Origin of the sequence: Microseira wollei NIES-4236 (assembly GCF_020521235.1) — a bacterium.
Lineage (GTDB): Bacteria > Cyanobacteriota > Cyanobacteriia > Cyanobacteriales > Aerosakkonemataceae > Microseira > Microseira wollei.
In genome coordinates, this window is the sequence record NZ_BLAY01000182.1 from 1 (window position 1) to 20,473 (window position 20,473).

At 46.9% G+C, this 20,473-nt stretch carries 20 protein-coding genes and 1 pseudogene; 14 read left to right on the plus strand and 7 right to left on the minus strand.

Translation table 11 applies throughout. The features are described 5' to 3' along the window. Positions 1-149 precede the first annotated feature (149 nt). The 7 genes from MiSe_RS39050 to MiSe_RS39080 all read left to right on the plus strand — a co-directional run bounded on the left by MiSe_RS39050 (position 150) and on the right by MiSe_RS39080 (position 9,161). Positions 150-329, plus strand: a complete 180-nt coding sequence (locus tag MiSe_RS39050) for a hypothetical protein (protein WP_226590835.1) — start codon at positions 150-152, stop codon at positions 327-329. Positions 330-464: 135 nt separating this feature from the next. After that, entirely contained in the window at positions 465-1,301 is an 837-nt protein-coding gene (locus tag MiSe_RS39055; RefSeq protein WP_226590838.1) for a thermonuclease family protein, read from the plus strand. 238 nt (positions 1,302-1,539) lie between these two features. Continuing rightward, the gene (locus MiSe_RS39060) at positions 1,540-2,226 is read left to right on the plus strand and encodes a hypothetical protein (protein WP_226590841.1); all 687 of its coding nucleotides are present in this window, start codon (positions 1,540-1,542) and stop codon (positions 2,224-2,226) included. Positions 2,227-2,271: 45 nt separating this feature from the next. Next, complete coding sequence (locus MiSe_RS39065; RefSeq protein ID WP_226590843.1) at positions 2,272-3,852, plus strand: adenylate/guanylate cyclase domain-containing protein; 1,581 nt, start codon at positions 2,272-2,274, stop codon at positions 3,850-3,852. Between the two features lie 84 nt (positions 3,853-3,936). Further along, positions 3,937-5,415 (plus strand): mechanosensitive ion channel family protein, encoded by a 1,479-nt coding sequence (locus tag MiSe_RS39070; RefSeq protein ID WP_226590845.1) that lies wholly within the window; start codon positions 3,937-3,939, stop codon positions 5,413-5,415. Positions 5,416-5,859: 444 nt separating this feature from the next. Next, positions 5,860-8,010 carry an NACHT domain-containing protein gene (locus tag MiSe_RS39075; RefSeq protein ID WP_226590847.1) on the plus strand — a complete coding sequence of 717 codons (2,151 nt, stop codon included), beginning with the start codon at positions 5,860-5,862 and terminating at the stop codon, positions 8,008-8,010. Continuing rightward, positions 8,007-9,161, plus strand: a complete 1,155-nt coding sequence (locus MiSe_RS39080) for a hypothetical protein (protein ID WP_226590849.1) — start codon at positions 8,007-8,009, stop codon at positions 9,159-9,161. Before MiSe_RS39075 ends, MiSe_RS39080 begins: the two co-directional genes overlap by 4 nt. A 228-nt stretch (positions 9,162-9,389) precedes the next feature. On the opposite strand, the gene MiSe_RS39085 is transcribed toward MiSe_RS39080, so the two are convergent. From MiSe_RS39085 to MiSe_RS39095, 3 genes are read right to left on the minus strand one after another with little or no spacing between them, the layout of a single operon-like run. Beyond that, positions 9,390-9,605, minus strand: coding sequence for a hypothetical protein (locus tag MiSe_RS39085; RefSeq protein WP_226590850.1), 216 nt, complete (start codon positions 9,603-9,605; stop codon positions 9,390-9,392). 37 nt (positions 9,606-9,642) lie between these two features. Next, positions 9,643-10,827, minus strand: coding sequence for an RNA-guided endonuclease TnpB family protein (locus MiSe_RS39090; RefSeq protein ID WP_226590852.1), 1,185 nt, complete (start codon positions 10,825-10,827; stop codon positions 9,643-9,645). Positions 10,828-10,859: 32 nt separating this feature from the next. Then, on the minus strand, positions 10,860-11,063 hold the full coding sequence (locus MiSe_RS39095) for a hypothetical protein (protein ID WP_226590855.1): 204 nt from the start codon (positions 11,061-11,063) through the stop codon (positions 10,860-10,862). Positions 11,064-11,242: 179 nt separating this feature from the next. Between MiSe_RS39095 and MiSe_RS39100 the strand changes: the two genes are divergently transcribed. Continuing rightward, the gene (locus MiSe_RS39100; protein ID WP_226590858.1) at positions 11,243-12,163 is read left to right on the plus strand and encodes an RluA family pseudouridine synthase; all 921 of its coding nucleotides are present in this window, start codon (positions 11,243-11,245) and stop codon (positions 12,161-12,163) included. A gap of 1 nt (position 12,164) precedes the next feature. Next, the gene (locus tag MiSe_RS39105; protein ID WP_226590860.1) at positions 12,165-12,323 is read left to right on the plus strand and encodes a hypothetical protein; all 159 of its coding nucleotides are present in this window, start codon (positions 12,165-12,167) and stop codon (positions 12,321-12,323) included. Between the two features lie 688 nt (positions 12,324-13,011). On the opposite strand, the gene MiSe_RS39110 is transcribed toward MiSe_RS39105, so the two are convergent. The 3 genes from MiSe_RS39110 to MiSe_RS39120 all read right to left on the minus strand — a co-directional run bounded on the left by MiSe_RS39110 (position 13,012) and on the right by MiSe_RS39120 (position 15,206). Further along, a complete protein-coding gene (locus MiSe_RS39110) occupies positions 13,012-13,764 on the minus strand; it encodes a phycobilisome rod-core linker polypeptide (protein ID WP_226590861.1) in 753 nt (250 codons plus the stop codon). Between the two features lie 198 nt (positions 13,765-13,962). After that, positions 13,963-14,556, minus strand: coding sequence for a hypothetical protein (locus MiSe_RS39115; RefSeq protein WP_226590863.1), 594 nt, complete (start codon positions 14,554-14,556; stop codon positions 13,963-13,965). Continuing rightward, complete coding sequence (locus MiSe_RS39120) at positions 14,553-15,206, minus strand: phycobiliprotein lyase (RefSeq protein ID WP_226590873.1); 654 nt, start codon at positions 15,204-15,206, stop codon at positions 14,553-14,555. Before MiSe_RS39120 ends, MiSe_RS39115 begins: the two co-directional genes overlap by 4 nt. A gap of 477 nt (positions 15,207-15,683) precedes the next feature. Between MiSe_RS39120 and MiSe_RS39125 the strand changes: the two genes are divergently transcribed. From MiSe_RS39125 to MiSe_RS39145, 5 genes are all read left to right on the plus strand, one after another. Continuing rightward, positions 15,684-15,857: an NblA/ycf18 family protein gene (locus tag MiSe_RS39125; protein WP_226590875.1), complete on the plus strand. Its 174-nt coding sequence runs from the start codon at positions 15,684-15,686 to the stop codon at positions 15,855-15,857. 178 nt (positions 15,858-16,035) lie between these two features. After that, on the plus strand, positions 16,036-16,590 hold the full coding sequence (cpeB, locus tag MiSe_RS39130) for a phycoerythrin subunit beta (RefSeq protein ID WP_226590865.1): 555 nt from the start codon (positions 16,036-16,038) through the stop codon (positions 16,588-16,590). Between the two features lie 77 nt (positions 16,591-16,667). Beyond that, complete coding sequence (cpeA, locus tag MiSe_RS39135; protein ID WP_226590867.1) at positions 16,668-17,162, plus strand: C-phycoerythrin subunit alpha; 495 nt, start codon at positions 16,668-16,670, stop codon at positions 17,160-17,162. A 136-nt stretch (positions 17,163-17,298) separates the two neighbouring features. Next, positions 17,299-18,573, plus strand: a complete 1,275-nt coding sequence (gene cpeY / locus MiSe_RS39140) for a C-phycoerythrin alpha-cysteine-82 phycoerythrobilin lyase CpeY (RefSeq protein WP_226590869.1) — start codon at positions 17,299-17,301, stop codon at positions 18,571-18,573. A 23-nt stretch (positions 18,574-18,596) separates the two neighbouring features. Continuing rightward, a complete protein-coding gene (locus tag MiSe_RS39145; protein ID WP_226590870.1) occupies positions 18,597-19,205 on the plus strand; it encodes a HEAT repeat domain-containing protein in 609 nt (202 codons plus the stop codon). Between the two features lie 405 nt (positions 19,206-19,610). On the opposite strand, the pseudogene MiSe_RS39150 reads toward MiSe_RS39145, so the two are convergent. Further along, positions 19,611-20,473: pseudogene (locus MiSe_RS39150) on the minus strand (hypothetical protein); the annotation flags it as partial.

Sequence of the window (20,473 nt, forward strand, 5' to 3'; positions counted from 1 at the left end):
TAGGGGAGGGCATCCCCAAAGTAACGCTAAGGGAGTTGGAACCGCTACTCTGCTTGGGGAAACCCTGGTGGAGCAAGTTCTGACGATGAGCTTAGAATCCCCGGTCTTTTAAGCCGGGGAGTGTCAATGATTTGGAGGTAAATTCCATTATGACCTATCGACAACGCCTCAATTGCTGGGCAATCGCACGCCTACTCCCCACTCACCAATGGGCAATTATCGCCCGCTTCCGCAACCGATCTGACGCAGATGGGCACTTTCAGTTCTTGTGTCGGAAAGTACCGCACATTCAATTCAAGGTTGTATTTGATTTGACCAACCCGAACTAAAGGGAGTTAGAAAGCGGGTTTTTGAGAAAAACCCGCTTTCTTGGTGTAGGCGATCGCCCCATTCCCAAAAAAATGTGCAACTGGTATCCTAAGCTCATCAATAAACGCGCATTTTTTAACTAAAGGGGAATAGCCATGCCTTTTGCGCTCATCAAAGGGACATTTCACATCAAAGGATACGCGCCCGATGGAGATTCAATCCGGTTTAAAGCGCACAACCCAGAAAACTGGAAAAAACTAGCAGGCTTACCCGTTAATATCAAAGGCAACAGTCACGTCCAACTGCGATTTCAAGGAATTGATGCCTTAGAAACCCATTACAAAGATTTTCACCAACCCCGAAAACTTGGCTTTGCTGCCAGAGATTTCATGCTGGAAAAATTAGGATTTAACCGCGTCATGCAGACGGCTCCCAATAAACAGGTATTGCAAGCATTAGAAAAAGTTGAAGGATATATTATTAGCCGCGCCACCGAAAACAACCAACGTCCCCTGGCTTATGCCTTTGCCGGACAACCTGAAGAACCAGATGGAGCTAGTGTTTTTCTAGATAAAAACAGACTAAAAGCCAGCCTGAACTATCAATTACTCAAAGCAGGTTTAGCCTATCCAAATTATTATCAAGGTATATTCAACGATTTGCGACAAGCAATGAACGAAGCCGTAAACCAAGCGCGAATCCAAGAGTTAGGGATTTGGTTTCACGATAAAACAAACTTAGGATTTAAAGTCGAAGGGTTAAAATCCATTTCGCGAGATTACGTGATTATGTCGAAATTATTCCGCTATTTGGTAGATTATTTAGAAAGCGGTGGCAAAGTTTCGCAGTTTAAGCGATATCTGGAAAAAAGACCGGAAAGCATTCTTGTACATTCGCGGCAAGATTTAACTTATTTCGCTCAAGTGATTGATGTTTATGGTAACGAAATCAAGATGAAAGTGCAGCCGGAAGATTTGATTTTTATGGGGTGAAAAGATGGTGCGATCGCGCGCGATATTTGCGATGCGATCGCTCCCAGTATTGCCAATCCCAAAAGTAGAAAAAGTAGGAAAACTCACATCTTGCACCGAGCTGCTACGCAACAAAAATTAATTTTATTAAAAAAAAATATAAAATAATGTCAAATAGGTTTTATACTACTGAGTTATTTGATTAAATCAAAAAGTGTTTTTCTCGGTAGCAGATACCCGAAGTAGCAAAATTATTCTTATGCGATCGCTCAATAAACTCAATCGATTCAGTATCCGTACCAAACTCATAGTCATGCTGCTGGTGGTCAGTATATCCTCCATGCTGGCAAGCACCTTTATTTGCTCGAGCGCGGGACAACAGATCCTCGAACAGCGAGTATACAACCAGCTAACAAGTCTGCGGGGTATGACGGCGACCCAAGTCGAGCGATATTATAAATTTTTGGTTCAACACACCCAGACACTCAGCGATGCTGTCATGGTCATCAATTCGATGAAGGAGTTCACGCAGGCTTTCGAGGAACTGGCGACGGCAAACATACCCCAAGCCTATGATGAAAAGATCGAGCAGTTCTACCGCAATGAATTTGTGCCGAAACTCAAAAAGGCGGTAGATGCTGAGCCGATCCCGGAAACCTTCATTCCTAAAACCAATGCGGCTCGCTACCTCCAGTATCACTACCTTGCCAATAACCCTTATCCAATCGGTGAAAAGTACAAGTTAGAAGACCCAAAAGACGGCAGTAATTACAGTCGCGTCAACGTTCGCTACAACCCCAAGTTTGCCAACATTGCCGAACGTTTCGGTTACTACGATATGTACCTGATCGATCTGAAGGGGAATGTGGTTTACCTACTGTCTAACGAGGGTGACCTCGGCATCAACCTGCTCGAAGGACCTGTTGCTGATAGCAACTTAGTGTAGGCGTTTAAAGATTGCCGCCGCTCGAACAGCGCGGCTTATGTCAAAGTGGTTGATTTCCAACCATACATCTATTCTTACAATGTACCGTCAGCTTTTATCGCCTCCCCGATTTTTGACGGACCGCAGATGGTTGGCGTCTTGGCGTTTCAGATTCCAGTAGATCGGGTGAGCGACATTGTGAACGGCTTCGGTAAATGGAAGGAAAACGGATTGGGAGACAGTGGAGAAACCTATCTGGTGGGGTCTGATGCCACGATGCGATCAAAATCGCGATTCTTGATCGAAGACAAAGACAAGTTTACCAAATCGCTTTCCGAGAGCGGGTTGCCCGAATCATCTGTCAAAAAAATCCGCGAACTCGATACGACAATTCTATTTTTGCCTGTGGATGTTAAAGGGGTGAAGCAGGCACTGTCGGGCAAAACGGTACTGCTGCGTAACAAGGATTATCGGGGCAGCGAGGTGCTGGGTGCCTATCAACCTGTAGAAATCGACGGGTTGCGATGGGCGATCGCCGCAGAAATGGATGTCAGCGAAGCCTTTGCTCCGATTAGCACTTTTCAGCGCCAGGTAGTCATCGGAGCTACTTTGATCGTGGTGCTGATCACTTTAGTGGCGATGTGGTTGGCGAGGCTATTTGTCAAACCGATCGACCGCTTGATAGCTAGCACGCAAAAGCTGGACTCTGGCGACGGCGAAAGTATGGTGGCATCGGGAACGCGAGATGAATTTAACGATTTGGCGAGGTCAATTAACGATAAAGTCTACTCGATGCGCGACCAAATCCGACAGGTAGAACAGCACAATGCTGAAAATCAAAATCTGATTGACCTGTTACTACCCACTAAGATTGCCAAGCGCATCAAACAGGGAGAGGGCGTCATCGCCGATCCCGTTTCTAATGTGAGTATTATTTTTACCGACCTGCATCGCTTCAGCAAGCTGTTTGAATCCTTAAGCAGTGAAGAAGTGGTTTTGCTGCTGGATGCGTTGGTTGATGCTTTTGACGACTTGGCAGACAAATACGGTCTGGAAAAAATTAAAACCATTGGCGATGGCTACATAGCAGTCTGCGGACTTTCGGTGGCTCGCTTGGATGGCGATAAGCGGACGATCGATTGTGCCTTGGAAATGCTGGGACACGTGCGCCGCTTTAACTACGAACGCGGCTTGAATCTGGATTTGCGAATTGGGATCAACACGGGAGATTTGACTTCCGGGATTGTGGGCAAAAGCCGCTACGCCTATGACGTTTGGGGCGAGGCTGTCAACATTGCCCACCGGCTGAAATCATCTTGTCCGCCTGGAAGCATTTTAGTTTCGGAATCCGTTCGCGATCGCTTGTCAGATCTTTACGAGTTCGAGCCATTTGAAATCATCGAAGAATCAGATAAAGAATCGTTCCCAGCTTGGAAACTGCGACACCACCTCCCAGCCCAAACCGAACCATCGGAGCCATCGAAAAAGTCTCAGGCGGCTAAAAAAGCGCAACCTGTTAAAGGCAACAGTGCCGTTAAAGCAAAATTAGCAGATGAAACGGGAGCGGGAACGGTCGCGACTGGGAAAACCTCTAGCGAGGTAGCAGCAGAACCCCCAGATGATGGGGCAAGCCCCAGTGCGATTTAATCTGGATCGCCAGATGAAGCGATCGTCAAACCGCAAAAAAATACTGAAGGAATCGAATCTGTGTGTACGTGGAGATGTTTTCAGATGACTAATTTGAATTGGCAAGAACCTTGGTTAATTTGGGCAGTTGTTTTAGGCGTTGGGTTTCCCCTTTTGGTGATTATTATCGGAGAGGTAATTCAGCAGTTAAAACGGCAGGGAAACGCTTTTGCATCTACTTTGCAGGCGGTGAAAAACCTGGTTTTGCCATCCTTAGCGTTAATGATTTTGGCTCGAGATGTATTCAAACTCGATCCGCAAGGGACGCCAGTGAAAATTATCCAAACGCTGTTTTGGATATGTGCGATTAATGCTACCCTCTCTCTAATTAACCTGTTGTTGTTCGAGCAAGCAGAGGCAGACTCTTGGCGGGCGCGAATCCCCAAATTACTGGTTGACCTATGTCGGGTGATGTCCATTCTAGTGGGCGGGGCGATCGTTCTCTCGCAAGTTTGGGGCGCTGACTTAGCAGGACTTGCCACCGCACTAGGAGTAACCTCCATCGTCATCGGTTTAGCACTGCAAGACCCTTTAGGCAGTGTCTTGACCGGAATTATGCTGTTATTCGAGCGTCCGTTTAGGGTCGGCGATTGGCTGAAAGTGGGGGAATTTGAAGGTAAAGTGATTGATATGAACTGGCGAGCAGTTCGCTTGCTAACGATCGAACACGATGTGATAGTTATTCCCCATCAGATGCTTGGCAAGGAAATTATTCGCAATAGCACCGAACCAGATCGCCTCTATTATGGTCACGTTACAGTTGGCTTTTCCTACGACAATCCTCCCAACACCGTCAAGCAAGTCTTAATCAGTACCGCCTTATCTATTCGGGGAATTTTGCCCGAACCAGAACCAATTTGTCTGACTTTATCTTACGATGAAACGGTAATTACCTATAAAGTGAAGTTCTTTGTCAAAAAGTTTGAAGATATCGAATTAATGCAAGACAAATTGATGACCCGAATTTGGTATTCTGCCCGACGCCACGATCTCAACCTTTATCACTACAACTACGGATGTGGCCCAGAAGATGTAGCTGGCAATGCAGAAAGTCCTGTAAGCAAAATGAGTCGAGGATTTTCCTCAATTCCTGCTTTTATCCCTCTTACTAGGGAGCCTAATAGTTTTGAGCAACTGACCCAGGGAACAACCATACAACATTTTGGCAAAGGAGAAACTGCGATCGCCCAAGGCAGCCGGGTTTTTTGTCTGTACATTATTATTTCTGGTCAGGCCGTAATGACCGTTTTGAATGATACTGGCAAAGAATTAGAGGTGGCAGGGCTATCCAAGGGCGAGTTTTTTGGAGAAATGGCTCTGTTCAGTCGGGAACCTAGTCCTGTATGTGTTACAGCTGTAGAAGATCTGGAAGTGATGGCAATCAACCCAGATACAGTCAATGCAATGATCGAACGTCAACCAATTTTGTCCCGCGAAATTGCTCAAGTGATAGAGATGCGAAGACAAGCGATTAATATAGCGCAACGAACTGGCACTTTAGCAGAAGCGCTTAAATCTAAGTAACAGTTGACAGTTGACAGTTGACAGTTAACAGTTGACAGTTAGTTAACTGTTCTCGAATCACCTTGCTCTAAAACCAGTTTTTCGTTGATAATTGTCCACTGTCCAATTTCCACTCAAAGGTAATTGGTAATTGGATTCACAGGTTTGCGATCGCCGAGTCATATCATGCCCGGTAGCAATGGTAGTGTATATTTTTTGATCTTGTAGGGGCGGGTTTTACCAACCATTCAGTGGAACCACGAGAAATTTAGTTAAACCCGCCCCGCTCGTGCAGCTACCGATGCAACCGGACATGATATCAGGATCAAATCAAGCTAGCCAAAGCACAGACAAGCTAAATCAGACTCAGTAGCAACGCGGTATAACTGCGATTATCTTTCTCTGGGCAATTATGGAGGCGATCGCGTAAACTCGGAAACAACTGGCTGTTGAATGCGATCGCTCATGTCCAGAATTATCCAAAATTGGCTCCTTCCGTTGCTATTGATACTAAGTAATGGTTTCTTAGGTTGGCTAATCAACCAACTGCCTGGTAAACAGGACTTAAAAATTGAAGACCCCCTAATAATAATACTGACTGTACTGTGTATATTGGCACTTTTTATCCTCGGTGCTATATCCAGTCAGTCTCCGCCGAGTGCAACGCCTGGGAATCAAAATTGGCTTGTTGGTTTTTTACCCCTGCTGGGAGGTGGCATCCTTTTCGGATTGTTGAAGGGTAACTACGTAGGCGGGGAATTCAGTTCGGCAGTTTTTTATACATCCCTGGTTCTGTTTGGTTTGGGGACTGTGCTGCCGCCCGTACTGCTGTTACCGAAACAATGGCAGAACAGGTTGGTATGGTTTCCGCCCGGTTTCGGACTGGCGGTAATGTTGTATTTCTTACTGAGGCGCGAATGGACAGCAGCATTTTTGGCTTTGTTTGTGACCGTAATTTTGATGTTGTTTATCCATGCCATCAAGTTTTTCATCCCAGTTACTAACCAACTTTCACCGAGGTTTAGGGCAAAGAGACAGCAACTTGCAGTTAGTTTTGCCGACTGGATTTGGAACCAACTCGACAATTGGTTGTTAGATTTAACCTCACCTTTTCAGCGGGAATATTACCAGAGTTTGATATATATCTGTCGAGACTATCAAACACAGGGATTGGATAAAGACCGCATCCTGAATTTGCAAAAGGTTTTTGTGCCGATCAAAATTGCTACAAAAGAGGCAGAGAATGCAAGTCAGACAATGATTCAGCCGCTAAAGGATGAAGGAAATAACTCAAATCAAACGCAAATTTGGCATTTTTTAGCAGCGATAGATAAGCATCCGGAATTTCGGCGCATGGCAGTGTTGGGCGCACCCGGTTCGGGGAAAACAACGCTTTTGAGACATTTAACGCTGACTTATGCCACAAAGCAACAGCGAAAAATGCATCGGAAAGCGCCAAAATTGATTCCGGTGTTGTTGTACCTCCGAGATGTGCGTCAAGAAATTGTGAATAAGAAACCGTCTCTGGCAGAGTTAATTACTCAACAGGTACAGCAGCAGCGCAAAATTGAACCGCTGAATCCACCGCCTAACTGGTTTGCCGAAAAATTACGTCAAAACCAATGTTTGGTAATGTTAGATGGATTGGATGAAGTGGCGGATGAAACCCAGCGCCAGCAGGTGAGTCTTTGGGTAGATGAACAGATGCAGGCATACCCGGACACGGCTTTTATTTTAACTTCTCGACCTTTTGGTTATAAAACTGCGCGGTTGCAACAAAATGCGACTGTCTTAGAAGTGCAACCATTTAGCCTGAAACAGATGCAACAGTTTATTCAGAACTGGTATTTGGCAACAGAAGTAATGAGTCGCGCTGGAAAAGAAGATTTGGGAGTGCGGGAAGAAGCGAAACAACAAGCAGATGATTTAATTAAGCGGATTAAAAATAGCAACCCTCTAGCGCACATGGCGGTGAATCCTCTACTGCTAACAATGATTGCCACAGTTCACCGTCGCGGTAGCGCCTTGCCGGGAAAACGAGTCGAGCTTTACAAAGAAATTTGCCAGGTTTTACTAGAAAAGCGACTGAGAGCTAAGAATATTCCCGATTCGTTAACAGCTACGCAAAAGCAATCTGTGCTGCAACTGCTGGCATTTGAATTAATGCAGCAGAAGACTCGTGAGGTCAAACTATCCGATGGCATTGATCTGATTAAAGACAAGTTGGCAGATGTAGCAGGCAGTGGGGCGAATCCAGAGGAGTTTATCCAGAAAATTCGGGATGTGAGTGGGTTGTTAGTGGAAAAAGAAGTAGGCGTTTATGAATTTGCTCACTTGAGTTTCCAGGAATATTTGGCAGCGGTTCAGATTAAGGAATCAAACCAAGAGAATCTGTTAATTGGAAATATTAATCAATCTTGGTGGGCCGAAACCATCCGTCTCTATGCAGCGCAGAGTAATGCTAGCAATCTGATTCGTGCAGTCTTAGCGATGCCATCTCCATCGGTTGAAGCAATGGCACTCGCCTATGATTGCTTGGAGGAGGGGTTGAGTGTAAATCCAGACGTTCGGCAACAACTGGAAGAAAGGTTAAACGCAGATTTGGAAAGTCGATGACAGAAAGATTCAACTTAGCAGCTAACGTTTTGTTATCCAGGCGTCTGCAAAATTTACTGCGGATTGATGAAAATGTCGAAATTGACATGAGTTACATAACCTGCGCCGAATATCAGCTTTTTATTGATGAGAAGCTGAAAGCGGGTGAAAATCGCCAACCTGACCATTGGAAAAGTTACAGATTTCCGCTAGGAGATGCCAAAAATCTTATTGCTGGAGTAAGGCCGAGTGATGCTGAGGAGTTTTGTGAATGGTTAACTCAGCAGCACTCTGCATTGGGATTTAAGTACAGACTGCCCACTTTAGCTGAAGTCGAGGAGTATCCAATCACAGAAAAACAAGTAGGATGCTGGTGTTTTGATGGAGAACAGCGAATCATTGCAGGAATAGAAACGGGAAAGAAGCAAACTTGGCAACAGAAATTAGCTGAGGTTTTGGTTCTCAACCGCGACCTCTACCGCGACCTCTACCGCGTCCTCTACCGCGTCCTCGACCGCGTCCTCGACCGCGTCCTCGACCGCGTCCTCGACCGCGTCCTCGACCGCGTCCTCGACCGCGTCCTCTACCGCGACCTCTACCGCGTCCTCAACCGCGTCCTCAACCGCGACCTCGACCGCGTCCTCGACCGCGTCCTCGACCGCGTCCTCAACCGCGACCTCAACCGCGTCCTCTACCGCGTCCTCTACCGCGTCCTCAACCGCGTCCTCAACCGCGACTTCTACCGCGTCCTCAACCGCGACTTCTACCGCGACCTCAATCGCGACCTCAATCGCGTCCTCGACCGCGACTTCTACCGCAACCTCAACCGCAACCTCAACCGCGACCTCGACCACGACCTCGAAGGCAAATTTAAAGCAATTGAAGCAGGCAAAGCCAGTGATTTCCTACTTTTATACTTTCCTCTGCTTCCTGTTATTGTTATCTATCATTTGTTGTCAGTAACTTATGAGGTAATCTCCGAAAATGAAGCGGCGCTCAATACAATTAAGTTAAGCGGTCAAGAAAGTAAAGCTATTAGCCGTAAGTATCTAGAGAATCTCAATAAAATATATCCACTTTATGTTTACTTGGTATTACTAGATGAACGACAAGCGGGTCATATAACAGCATGGGAGAGTATTCGGATTGTCAGAGAAAGAATTGAGCAGTAGATTTGGTAGCAGATGTAGCGCCTGGTTAATTGCAGCAAATTGAGGAAATATTTTATGACAGAACTGAAGCCGTTGGTGATTCTGTTGCCAACGGCTTTGGTTTACAGCGGATTGCAGTCGTATGAGGTACACCTTCGTTTGTCAAGCGCGCAGCATTAATGCTGCGCGCTTGACAAACGAAGCCTTAAGGCTGTACCTCACTAAGAAAGCAATCCGCTGTAAGTAAGCTTAGCTATAAACCTCTTGCAGTTGAGAACTACCTTTCCCCCGTCGAATCGGGAAAAGAGGCGATTCGATAGGTGCGTACCGACAGTAGCAGAGGACAACGAGGTCAAATTCGGCAGTTCCGATAGGCGCATATTGCTCAACTCGCACTACTTCCCAATCACCGCGCCGGAAATGGGTACTAGAACCGGGCGATTCTGGATCTATGGCTTCCGGCACTTGGCAGTACTCAGAGGGTCTTTGACAACTCCCCAGCCTAAATGCATGGGGATTCTTCCTTCACAGAAAAACGCCTTGTAAAAGCAGTGCCTTTACTTGGTCTTACTCTTTCTCCAGAAGCGGTAGCGAGATGCCCTCCCGCCAAAATTCGTAAACCTTCATCCCTGATATTGATAGCTGCATTAATATCCCTGTCATGTATTGTTTTGCACTTAGGGCATTGCCAGCTACGAATATCTAAACTCAAATTATCTACTTGATGTAAGCAGTTGCTACAATTTTTTGAACTCGGGAAAAATCTATCTACTTCCATATAAGTTTTCCCCTCGCGTTCAGATTTGTACTTTAACATGGTACAAAATTGTCCCCATCCAGCATCACTAATAGCTTTGGCTAATTTGGGGTTTTTGACCAGATTTTTAACTGCCAAATTTTCTCCCACTATGACTTGGTTTTCGTCAACTAATTTACGACTTAGTTTGTGGAGAAAATCCTCACGACATCTTGATAGCTTTGCGTGAACTTTAGCAACTTTAATCCGAGCTTTATTTCTGTTACTAGAACCCTTCTGTTTGCGACTAAGTAACTTTTGCCTTTTGGCTAATCTTGTCTCGTACTTACGGTAATATTTAGGGTTGCCATGCTTAGTACCATCAGATGTAATAGCGTAATGGGTTATTCCCATATCTATACCAACAGCTTTTCCCTCTGATGATGAAGCAGGGACATCTTTACCATCATCATAAAGACAAGCTGCATAGTATTCACCAGATGGTGTAAGCGATACCGTAACAGATTTAAGTTTTCCCTCGGGTTCGCGAGATATTTTACAGTAAACTTTACCTAATTTTGGCAGTGTTAAATAGTCGCCATTTAGTTTGAATCCTTGAGGTAATCGAATAGATTGCTTAGTGCCTTTTTTCTTGAAGTTTGGGTACTTTGCACGCTTTTCAAAAAAATTCAGAAAAGCACTAGACAGGTCTAATGCTACTTGCTGTAAGCACTGGGATGGGGGTTCTGCTAACCATTCGTACTGTTTTTTGAGAGCAGGAAGCAGGTTAATGATGTCGTTACGACTTAATCCCTTACCTGTTGCTTTATATGTTTCGCTAGTTAGATTAAGAGCAAAGTTGTAAAACCACCGTACACATCCAAACGACTTAGCAAGCAATATTGCTTGCTCCGACGTTGGATAGATTCTGTACTTGTAGGCTTTTAACATTATAGTTACCAAACTAGCAATAGTATGGTAAACTAAAATGGCAAAAAAGTAAAGCCGTCCTGGAAGGACGGGGTTTTAAACCCATTTCTTTGATAACCCGGTTCTGGGATGGGGCCATCTGATGAATCGAAATACTCAGCCAGGATGTCGGTACAGGCTCCTGTGTGAGCTAGGATGCGACGAGAGGCTTCGCGTTCCTCTCGTTCGTCAGCTTGAAAAATGATGTATTTCCGCATGGTTAGTCGTCCTCCATATAGTCGGGAAAATAATTAAAGGCGATCGGCAGAACGCGATAAACTCTACCTTCCTCTCTTCCTCTGCGTCCTCTGCGTCCTCTGCGGTTCAATCAAAGCCAAAATAGAAGATAGACGAGTTCAGCCCAATCAACATTTCTCACTCAGAAATCCAGCTAGAATTGAACAAAACCAGCGAAATTCTGACAGCAACAAAGCCAGACCGCCTCGACCGCTGGTTATCTAACCAATTACCCGATTTATCCCGTTCTCGCATCCAAAAGCTCATCGAACAAGGGTGCGTGGAAATTAACGGCGAAACCTGTACCGATAAGAACGCTAAGGTAAAACCGGGCGATCGCATTCACCTTACCATCCCCGAAGCCCAACCCACCAACCTCCAACCCGAAGATATCCCCCTCGATATCCTCTACGAAGATGATCGCATACTCATCCTCAACAAACCCGCCGGATTAGTCGTTCATCCCGCTGCTGGACACCAAGATGGCACACTTGTCAATGCCCTTTTAGCCCATTGTCCTTTAGCAGAAATTGGCGGCGAACAGCGTCCGGGAATAGTCCACCGATTAGATAAGGATACGACGGGAGCGATCGCCATCGCCAAAACCGACCAAGCTTACCAACACCTACAAGCGCAACTAAAAGCCAAAACCGCCCGCCGGGAATATCTAGGCGTCGTCTACGGCGTCCCCAAAACCGAAAGCGGTAGTGTAAACCAACCCATCGGACGCCATCCCGTTGACCGGAAAAAAATGGCAGTCGTCCCTGAAGAAAAAGGCGGACGCCCCGCCGTCACCCACTGGCAAATTCAAGAACGACTCGGCAATTACACCTTAATTCACTTTCAGCTAGAAACCGGACGCACGCACCAAATAAGGGTTCACAGTGCTTATATGGGACATCCTATCGTCGGCGACCCCCTATACAGTTCCGGGCGGGACATCGGTGTAAACTTGCCAGGACAGGCACTCCACGCATGGAAACTCACCTTACAGCATCCCATATCTGAAGAGTGGATTTCGGTTACCGCCCCTCTGCCAAAGGCATTTAATACCCTACTGGAAGTTCTCAGGCGACGATGAGATGGGGAAGAAGACGCGGAGACAGGGAGACGCTAAGGACGCGGTGAATTCTTTCGCCGTGTCTCCTTGTCCGGTGTGTCCCCGTGTCTTCTTCCCCATCTTCCTGATATCATGTCCGGTGGGATCGGTAGTGTATGGATGGCTATTTGCTAATTGCTAATTGCGAGCTTTTCAATTGCCTCCAGAGCAGCCATTAGCGATTAGCTATTAGCAGTTAGACAACCGTTGCCCAGGGACATGATATGATTCGTTTTGATTTTTAGAGCGAACTCAGGTTTTTACTCAAACTTTATAGTTCCCTGACCCAATTTCATCAACTTGCGGTAAACACCGATCTGCAAAAATATACAAGGATTACGGAACTGCGCGGCGAGTGAATGTAGTTAATTAAAGACAGTTAAACGCTAAAGACAGTGGGATTTATGCTTTTCTATAACAGCCTTTTACTCAACCCAAACTATTCTTGCTGCACAGAAGGCGATCGCGGCTCCGGCAGAATTGCATAATCAAATTTTTTACAACAAAGATATCTAACCAGTTTTAATATCATGTCCGCGAGAGATCGGTAGTGTATGGATGGCTAATTGCTAATTGCTAATTGCGAGCTTTTCAATTGCCAGATAGCAGCCATTAGCGATTAGCTATTAGCCGTTACACAACCGTTGCTTAAGCACATGATATAACGGGTTTTATCTGGGCGCTTATGCTCCTCAAATAAATAAGGAGCCAGATTTCAGAACTTAAGATTCAGAAAGGCATTTTCTGAACCCTAAAACCTGAATTCCGACTCCTATGTTTTGGATGGTTAGTGTTAGTTTATCTCGCGCTTACCAAATGACCAGCCTTACTTACCGCTTGCGATAAGGCACTTTGCTTTCGTAGTCGATGTTGTATGGCGAAACCCGTTGTGGGGGATTGCCTTGTGCGCTGATGCTGCGAGCCATTCCCATAAACAGCGATGGATCGCCTGCTTTGGCTTGCTTGTCGGGTGGAGTGTAACGACGTACACTCGTTTGCCAGATGATCTGCGGGAAGCCAAGTTTGCCACGGTGATATGCTTCGTACCGGGGTGATTTGATGTTGAAAGGCAGCTCGCTGGCGCCGGAGGGCAGAACCCGACGACGTTGGAAGGGAACGATGTTGTCGCCGAAATTATCCAGGTATTCTTGGCTGTTGATCAGGTCATTGATGAAACCTGCGCGACCTTTGGTCGCGATTACAATCGACCACGCGATTTTTTCGCGCTCGCTGTAAACATCCCGTCCCAGAATCTTCTGTACGCAATGCTCAACAAAGCGGTAGTTGCTGTTGAGGTTGTAAAAGCTCTTGGTGAAGGTATTGGACAGGCACAATCCCCGAATGAACTCGCGGACGGTGATTTGTCCGTTGCGGAGTTGCGACTCCAAAAAGCGCTCGCGATCCGATTTAAAGGCATGGAAGAAGATCTGGCGGTAAGCCGCTTCGATCAGGTTACCCATGTCAGTCGGAGACAGCAGGTTGTCTGTCGAGAAGATCCTGGGCTGTTCGTCGCCGGGAACTTCGTATGCAGCAACGCGAGCATTTTGAGACGAAGGGGCATACTCTAAAAGGGGAATAGCCACGTTTAAAAACTTCCTTCTTACGAAACTTTACAAATTTTCCTCATCATAAGGGCAAAACGCACCAGAATTCTCAGTAACCTGATAAAACGTTAAGCTTCTTAATATCCAGAGCAAACCTAGATGCTGTAAGGCTTCCATCCAAAGGTGATTACATCACTTTGGCACGTTTTGTCTGAATGCATCCGGTACCGATGAGTATCAGCGCCAGGAATGATTCCGCAAGTGGTTTTGACCGCACCCGCTGCTAAATTCCCTTTCTCCTCGCCAAAATGCCAGCGCATCTAGGGTTGGGGTGTAGGGAGGCCAACTTTGCAACAGCGAGTTTATCTGGTTTGGAGGGGGTTCTAGCCCCAAACCCAAACAGAGATGGGAGAGGACGGCTGCAAACTCCTGACCGTGACCGGGACTGTTGAGATAAGCGTGGGCGTATTCATGGGCGACGAGACGCAACCAATCCTTTCGAGCCAGACGACCTACATCGACTAGGATAGCGATCGCGCTGTGTGAGAGGTGGCATAGTCCATCTAGTCCAAACGATCGCGCCAGGGGAACGGCAAAGATTTGTATCGGGCGATGGTGTTGGGGGTGGAAACAGTCATGGCAGGTGACTAGACAGCGTCGCAGATCGGTATTTACCGCATCAATATTTTCACCGAGAAAGGTGCAGATGAGCGAGCGATCGCGCAGGTTTCCCATTACATCCACCATCGCCGGATCTGGCAGCAGGTTTTGCATCCCCCGCAAATACTCTACCCCACGGTTGTAGGCATCAGCCCTATGACGATCGCTCACCAACCCAGGAAAGAGAAATATTGTCTAGAAGCGTCTTGTTTGGCTTTCAGCACTTCCTGAGCTAGTGCAGGCGTGACATCTCCACTAGCAGCAGCTACAGGTTGCGCTTCCTTTTGACTCCCCAAGTCTGTCCCAATGCGGCTTTCAGTACAAAACGACGCCGTACTAAATCCGCCAAAGCGTTTCACAATACTGCTTCGCATCCGCAAATCCGGACTGGCAAACCAGAAACGTTCCTCCGAACTCATGGTGTCGTATTCGGTGATCAAAACCAGTCCTTCATCCTCATCCATGTGGTATTGACCGACCACCGGCACGATTTCGGCGTAACCTCTGTCGCGGAGTAACTGACCTTGGTGGGGATTGTCTGCATCGGGTACGAGGGCAAACACCGTCTTGCCTTCGTGATTTTCTCCCTCTTTATCCCAACCCATCGAACCACCCCAGGTGACGCGGCAACCCCCAATCGCCAGACTGCCATCTATTTGATGGAATTCACACAGGGCAACGATCTCTGGATCTTCCGCCGCCAAAGCATCCACTTGGATTTCCGACTCACCCACCTCAGATCTTCTGAAGGCCAGGTGATGGGTTGTGCGCTGCGAGCGCCACCTGCCAGCACTCCGTTGAAAAAACTCCATTGCGTCCATCAATTAATCCCAGCCTCCAGCCCCATTTTTTCACGTAGTACGCTTTTTGATGATAAAGCTTTTACCGCCCACCAGTCTGCGTTGAGCGAAGACGACACGGGGACGTGGAGACGCAAAGACGCGGAGTGTTTGAAGCGTCTGGTGCCCCTTGTCTGAAAGTCCGTTCCCAGAGTCCCGGACCCCGACGCCAATCGAAGATTCTCTGCTGCACGTTCAGGCTGGGTTTCAATCCCCGTCTCAACGTTTTCCCCGCGTCGCCGCGTCCTTAGCGTCTCCGCCTCTCCCTGTCCTTGAACCCCGCCTTAACTCGATAAGCAGAGTAGATATTTTGTCAAGCATTTGTTACTATATTTAATAATAAATCATGAACGCACTCACCGTCAGGGGTGCGATTCAACAAAATCGCGATTCCAGCTGGAACAAAACCCAATTGGCTTTCTCACCTGTAACAAACCAACCAGATTTGAGGCAAAGATGATGGAATTTCCCGTTGGACTTAGCTTGGAGCAACAATTTAACCTGAAGGCGTATGAGCAGCAGGTCAAAGGACTGAGCCAGGAAGAGGCTCAAGGGTTCCTGTTGGAAGTCATGCGGCAGCTGATGGTTAAGGATAATGTCATTAAGCACCTGATGAAGACGAAGCGCCTATAGAGCGGTCAGAAATCCCTAAAATCAAAGCCCCCAGCCAAGGTTATGGCTTGGGGGCTTAAATTTTGTTACAGAATATTACTTTGTTTCTCATAACTGAGACGGTCGCATCCCTCTTCTTTTATCTTCAAGAGTGTCTTGCTCAAGACAAGATAAAACTGATTGAAATTAGGAGAGTTCAATGCTCGACGCATTTTCCAGAGCCGTTGTAACGGCAGATACCAGCACCTCTTGTGTATCTGACCTCGGTGCTTTAAAAGCTTTTGTTGCTGAAGGTAACAAGCGTTTGGATGCAGTAAACGCGATCGCTAGCAACGCCAGCTGTATGGTTTCTGACGCCGTAGCTGGGATGATCTGCGAAAACCAAGGCTTGATCCAAGCTGGTGGTAACTGCTACCCCAACCGTCGGATGGCTGCTTGCTTGCGCGATGCTGAAATCATCCTGCGCTATGTCACCTACGCACTGCTGGCTGGCGACGCTTCCGTTTTAGATGATCGCTGCCTCAACGGTTTGAAGGAAACCTACGCTGCACTGGGCGTTCCTACCACCTCCACCGTGCGTGCCGTTCAGATCATGAAGGCTCAAGCTGCTGCTCACATCCAAGACAACCCCAGCGAAGCTCGCGCTGGCGCTAAGCTCCGCAAGATGGGCGCTCCCGTGGTACAAGATCGTTGCGCTAGCCTGGTTGCTGAAGCTTCCAGCTACTTCGATCGCGTGATTTCAGCTCTGAGCTAGTCAATTGCTAAGCGCAATTCGCTCAGGAATATTGAAACTAAGCTCACAGTACAAAATCAACTTTGGAGATTTAAGAAATGAAATCCGTCGTTACCACTGTTATTGCTGCTGCTGATGCAGCAGGTCGTTTCCCCAGCACCTCCGATCTAGAATCCGTTCAAGGTTCTATCCAACGCTCAGCTGCTCGTCTGGAAGCTGCTGAAAAGCTGGCTAACAACCTGGACAATGTGGCTCGCGAAGCTTACGATGCTTGCATCAGAAAGTATTCCTACCTGAACAATGCTGGTGAAGCTAACTCCACCGATACCTACAAGGCAAAATGCCTGCGCGACATCAAGCACTACATGCGCTTGATCCAATATTGCCTAGTTGTTGGCGGTACTGGTCCTCTGGATGAGTGGGGTATTGCCGGTCAGCGTGAAGTATATCGCGCTTTGGGTCTGCCCACCGCTCCCTACGTTGAAGCACTGAGCTTTGCTCGCAATCGTGGTTGCGCTCCTCGCGATATGTCTGCTCAAGCATTGGTAGAATACAATGCACTGCTCGACTATGCAATTAACTCTCTGTCCTAAGCTGAGTTAAATATCTCGAATCACCGAGGGAACTTAAGCTAATCGAGTCTGGGGATTCTTAGAATAGTGCTTTGCCAAAGTGGGTTAAGTATTGTTTTAGGAATCCCCAGGTTTATGTTTGTTGAGGAACTGCTACATGGATAAGCGCTTTCGGAATCTCTTTAATCTGACAGAAGCAGAAGCGATCGCTCTCTTAGATACGCCCCAAGACCAACTGGGAGAAGATGATTCTCGCTACATCGCAGCTTCCCATTTGGCTAACTTCCCCACCCCAGAATCAATTAATGCTCTGATCCGGGCAGTACACAACACCGAACCTTCCCTAGATAACCGCATCGTGCGACGAGAGTCGGTGAAGTCACTGGGAAAACTACAGACAAATTTAGCCTTACCCACAATTCAAACTTGTCTGGCAGATGATGATTGTTACACTGTGGAAACGGCTGTCTGGGCGATTGGAGAAATCGGCACCCAAGACCCACAAATATTAGCAGAAATCACTCAATTATTAGAAAAACCAGGGCAAATTTATCGGGTAATTATTCATACCCTGGCGAAGTTGGATTACAAACCAGCGCTGGATCGGATTCGCCAATTTGTCGATGATGATGACAAAACGATTGCCAGTGCTGCCATGTCAGCAGTTTACCGATTCACCGGCGACTATGGAGTGATGGAAAATGTGGTAGACCTGCTGCAACACCCCAATGTCAATGCTCGACGCGGTTGCATTCAAGACCTAATCGATTGTCAATATTATGCGGCAATTCCTCACATTGCTCGCTGTCCGGTTTCCCTCGTGTTTCGCCTGCGCGGAATTCGATTGATGGCGGAAGTAGGAATACCCGCCGGAAAGATTACTTTTGAAGATATTCAACCGAATTTAGAACAAGTTCTGCGCGACCATCCGAACGATCTCGATCTCGTCCATTGTTACGATCAAACCCCCACCTTAGAGTTTTTGCTCCGCGAGTTATATCAAACCGACTTCGGACGCTGCTATCTCGCCGCTAAAACCTTGTTAGACCTTTACCCAGAAGCAGCACCGGCAGGTTTACTCGCGACATATGCCGAAGAAGCATACAATGACTATGGCGCTCACTACCATGTCATGAAACTATTCGGTTGGCTGAAGTACGCTCCCGCATACGATCTATTAATCGAAGCGCTGGACAATCGCCAACCCCAGTTTCAGAAGTCTCGCGCCGCCGCAGCGATCGCACTAGGCGAACTCGGCGATAACCGCGCAATTGAACCCCTAAAAGCCTGTCTGGAAACTAAAATTTGGGATTTGAAATATACTGCTTTAATGGCATTAGAAAAACTGGGAGATACCAGCAGTCATAACATCGCCGCAAATGACCCAGATTGGTTAGTTCGCGCCAAAGCAGATTTTCAATCTAAAATCTAAAATCTAAAATCTTAAATCTTCTCATGACTCAAGACACCCTATTTGAACAACTCAAACACCCCAATCCCAACTTGCGGAAACGGGCAATGATAGAACTAGCTGAAATCCGCGATGAAACAACAATTCCGCGTCTGATGAGCGTTCTGGATAACGAAGATGTCACCTATCGTCGCGCAGCGGTAGTCGCATTAGGGATAATTGGTGTCGATGCCGTACCATCGATTGTAGAATCCTTGCTCAACAGCGATAATGTCACCGTTCGGGGTAGCTGCGCCAAAGCACTAGCGCAAATAGCAGTAAACCATCCCGATGTTACCTTTCCAGATCAAGGCATTCAAGGACTAAAAACCGCCATCGACGACCCCAATCCCGTTGTACACATCGCCGCCGTGATGGCTTTGGGAGAAATTGGCGAGCCTGCTTTCGATATTTTGGTAGAGACGCTGAAAACAACCGATAATGTAGCCGTAGCCGTAACGAGCGTTAACGCACTCGGTTCTTCTGGGGATGAACGCGCGGTAGAAGTCCTCACAGCATTAACTCAGGACGAATCAGTTGACTCCTACGTGCGCGAGTCGGCGGTGAGTTCGTTAGGGCGTTTAGATCAAGTAATTCATTTTAAAAACAGGTGAAATCATTATGTTCTAAATGTAGGGTGCGTTAGCGAAGCGTAACGCACCGCTACCAAAAACGAGGTTGAGAGCCTCCGCGCTTCAGCTAAATTTGTAAATATAGCTTGATCGGGACAATCGCTCATTACTCCCATCCCGCTAGAAAATTATGTACTTCTTCTTTTCTCTTCCTTCGTGTTCTTCGCGTCTAAGCGCTGGCGCGCACGCTACGCGAACGCGGTTCATTCAGTACAAATTCTTCCGGCGGGAAGGGAGTAAGCCAGCCAAGAAAGCATCAGCTTTCTTAGGAGTCCGGTTGCATAGGCATCATATGCGTAATTCTTGAAACTGATAAAAATTCTTGTGGGGTGGGCGTCTCGCCCGCCCCACTCCTGGAGTTAAAGTGACTTTTGCCAGATCTCAAACCTAGCTAGAAAAATTGCGATACCGCCACTTATTGAGATACCCTTCGCCAATAGAAGCAACGCTGTTTTGCTCAACAGCGTGCTGTCCTAACTCAGTGATGCGCTGAGCATATCTTGCCAACTCTTGCTTAAGCAATTCGTTGTTTTCTGCTAGGGTAGTCTGAGCGTGAATTTGCTCCTCTAACTTGTTTTGTAAGTCGGCAATTTGTCGATGTAAACCAGCGATGGTTTCTGCTTGAGCAGAAGATTGCCGCTCCAATTGATTTTTTAATGCCGCAATTTGTTGGTTTAAATCAGTAATTTTTTCCACCCAATCCGCTGATTGCTGTTGCAAAGCAGCATGGGTTTCCTGTTGAGCAGCAGCTGCGGCATAGTGTTGCTCTAACTGATTTTGTAACGCGGCAATTTGCTGATTTAAATCAGCGATAGTTTCGCCTTGCGCCGACGATTGCTTTTGCAAATATCCATAGCTTTCTGCTTGAGTTGCCGCCCATGCTACTTGTTCAGCTAACTGATTTTGTAACTTCGCAATTTGTTGGTTCAAATCGGCGATTGTTTTGCCTTGCGCCGCCGACTGTTGTTGCAAAGTTCCATAGCTTTCCTGTTGGGCAGTTTTTTCGGCTGCTGCTTGCTCCAACTGATTTTGTAACTTCGCAATTTGTTGGTTTAAATCGGCGATTGTTTCGTTTTTAGCAGCCGCTTGTTGTTGTAAATTACTATTGCTTTCTGTTTGAGCTGCCGCTGAAGCAATCTGGTGTTGCAACCACTCTTGTAATGTCGCAATTTGTTTGTTTAAATCAGCGATTGTTTCGTTTTGAACTGCCGCTTGTTGTTGCAAGGTAGCATGGCTTTCTTGTTGAGCCG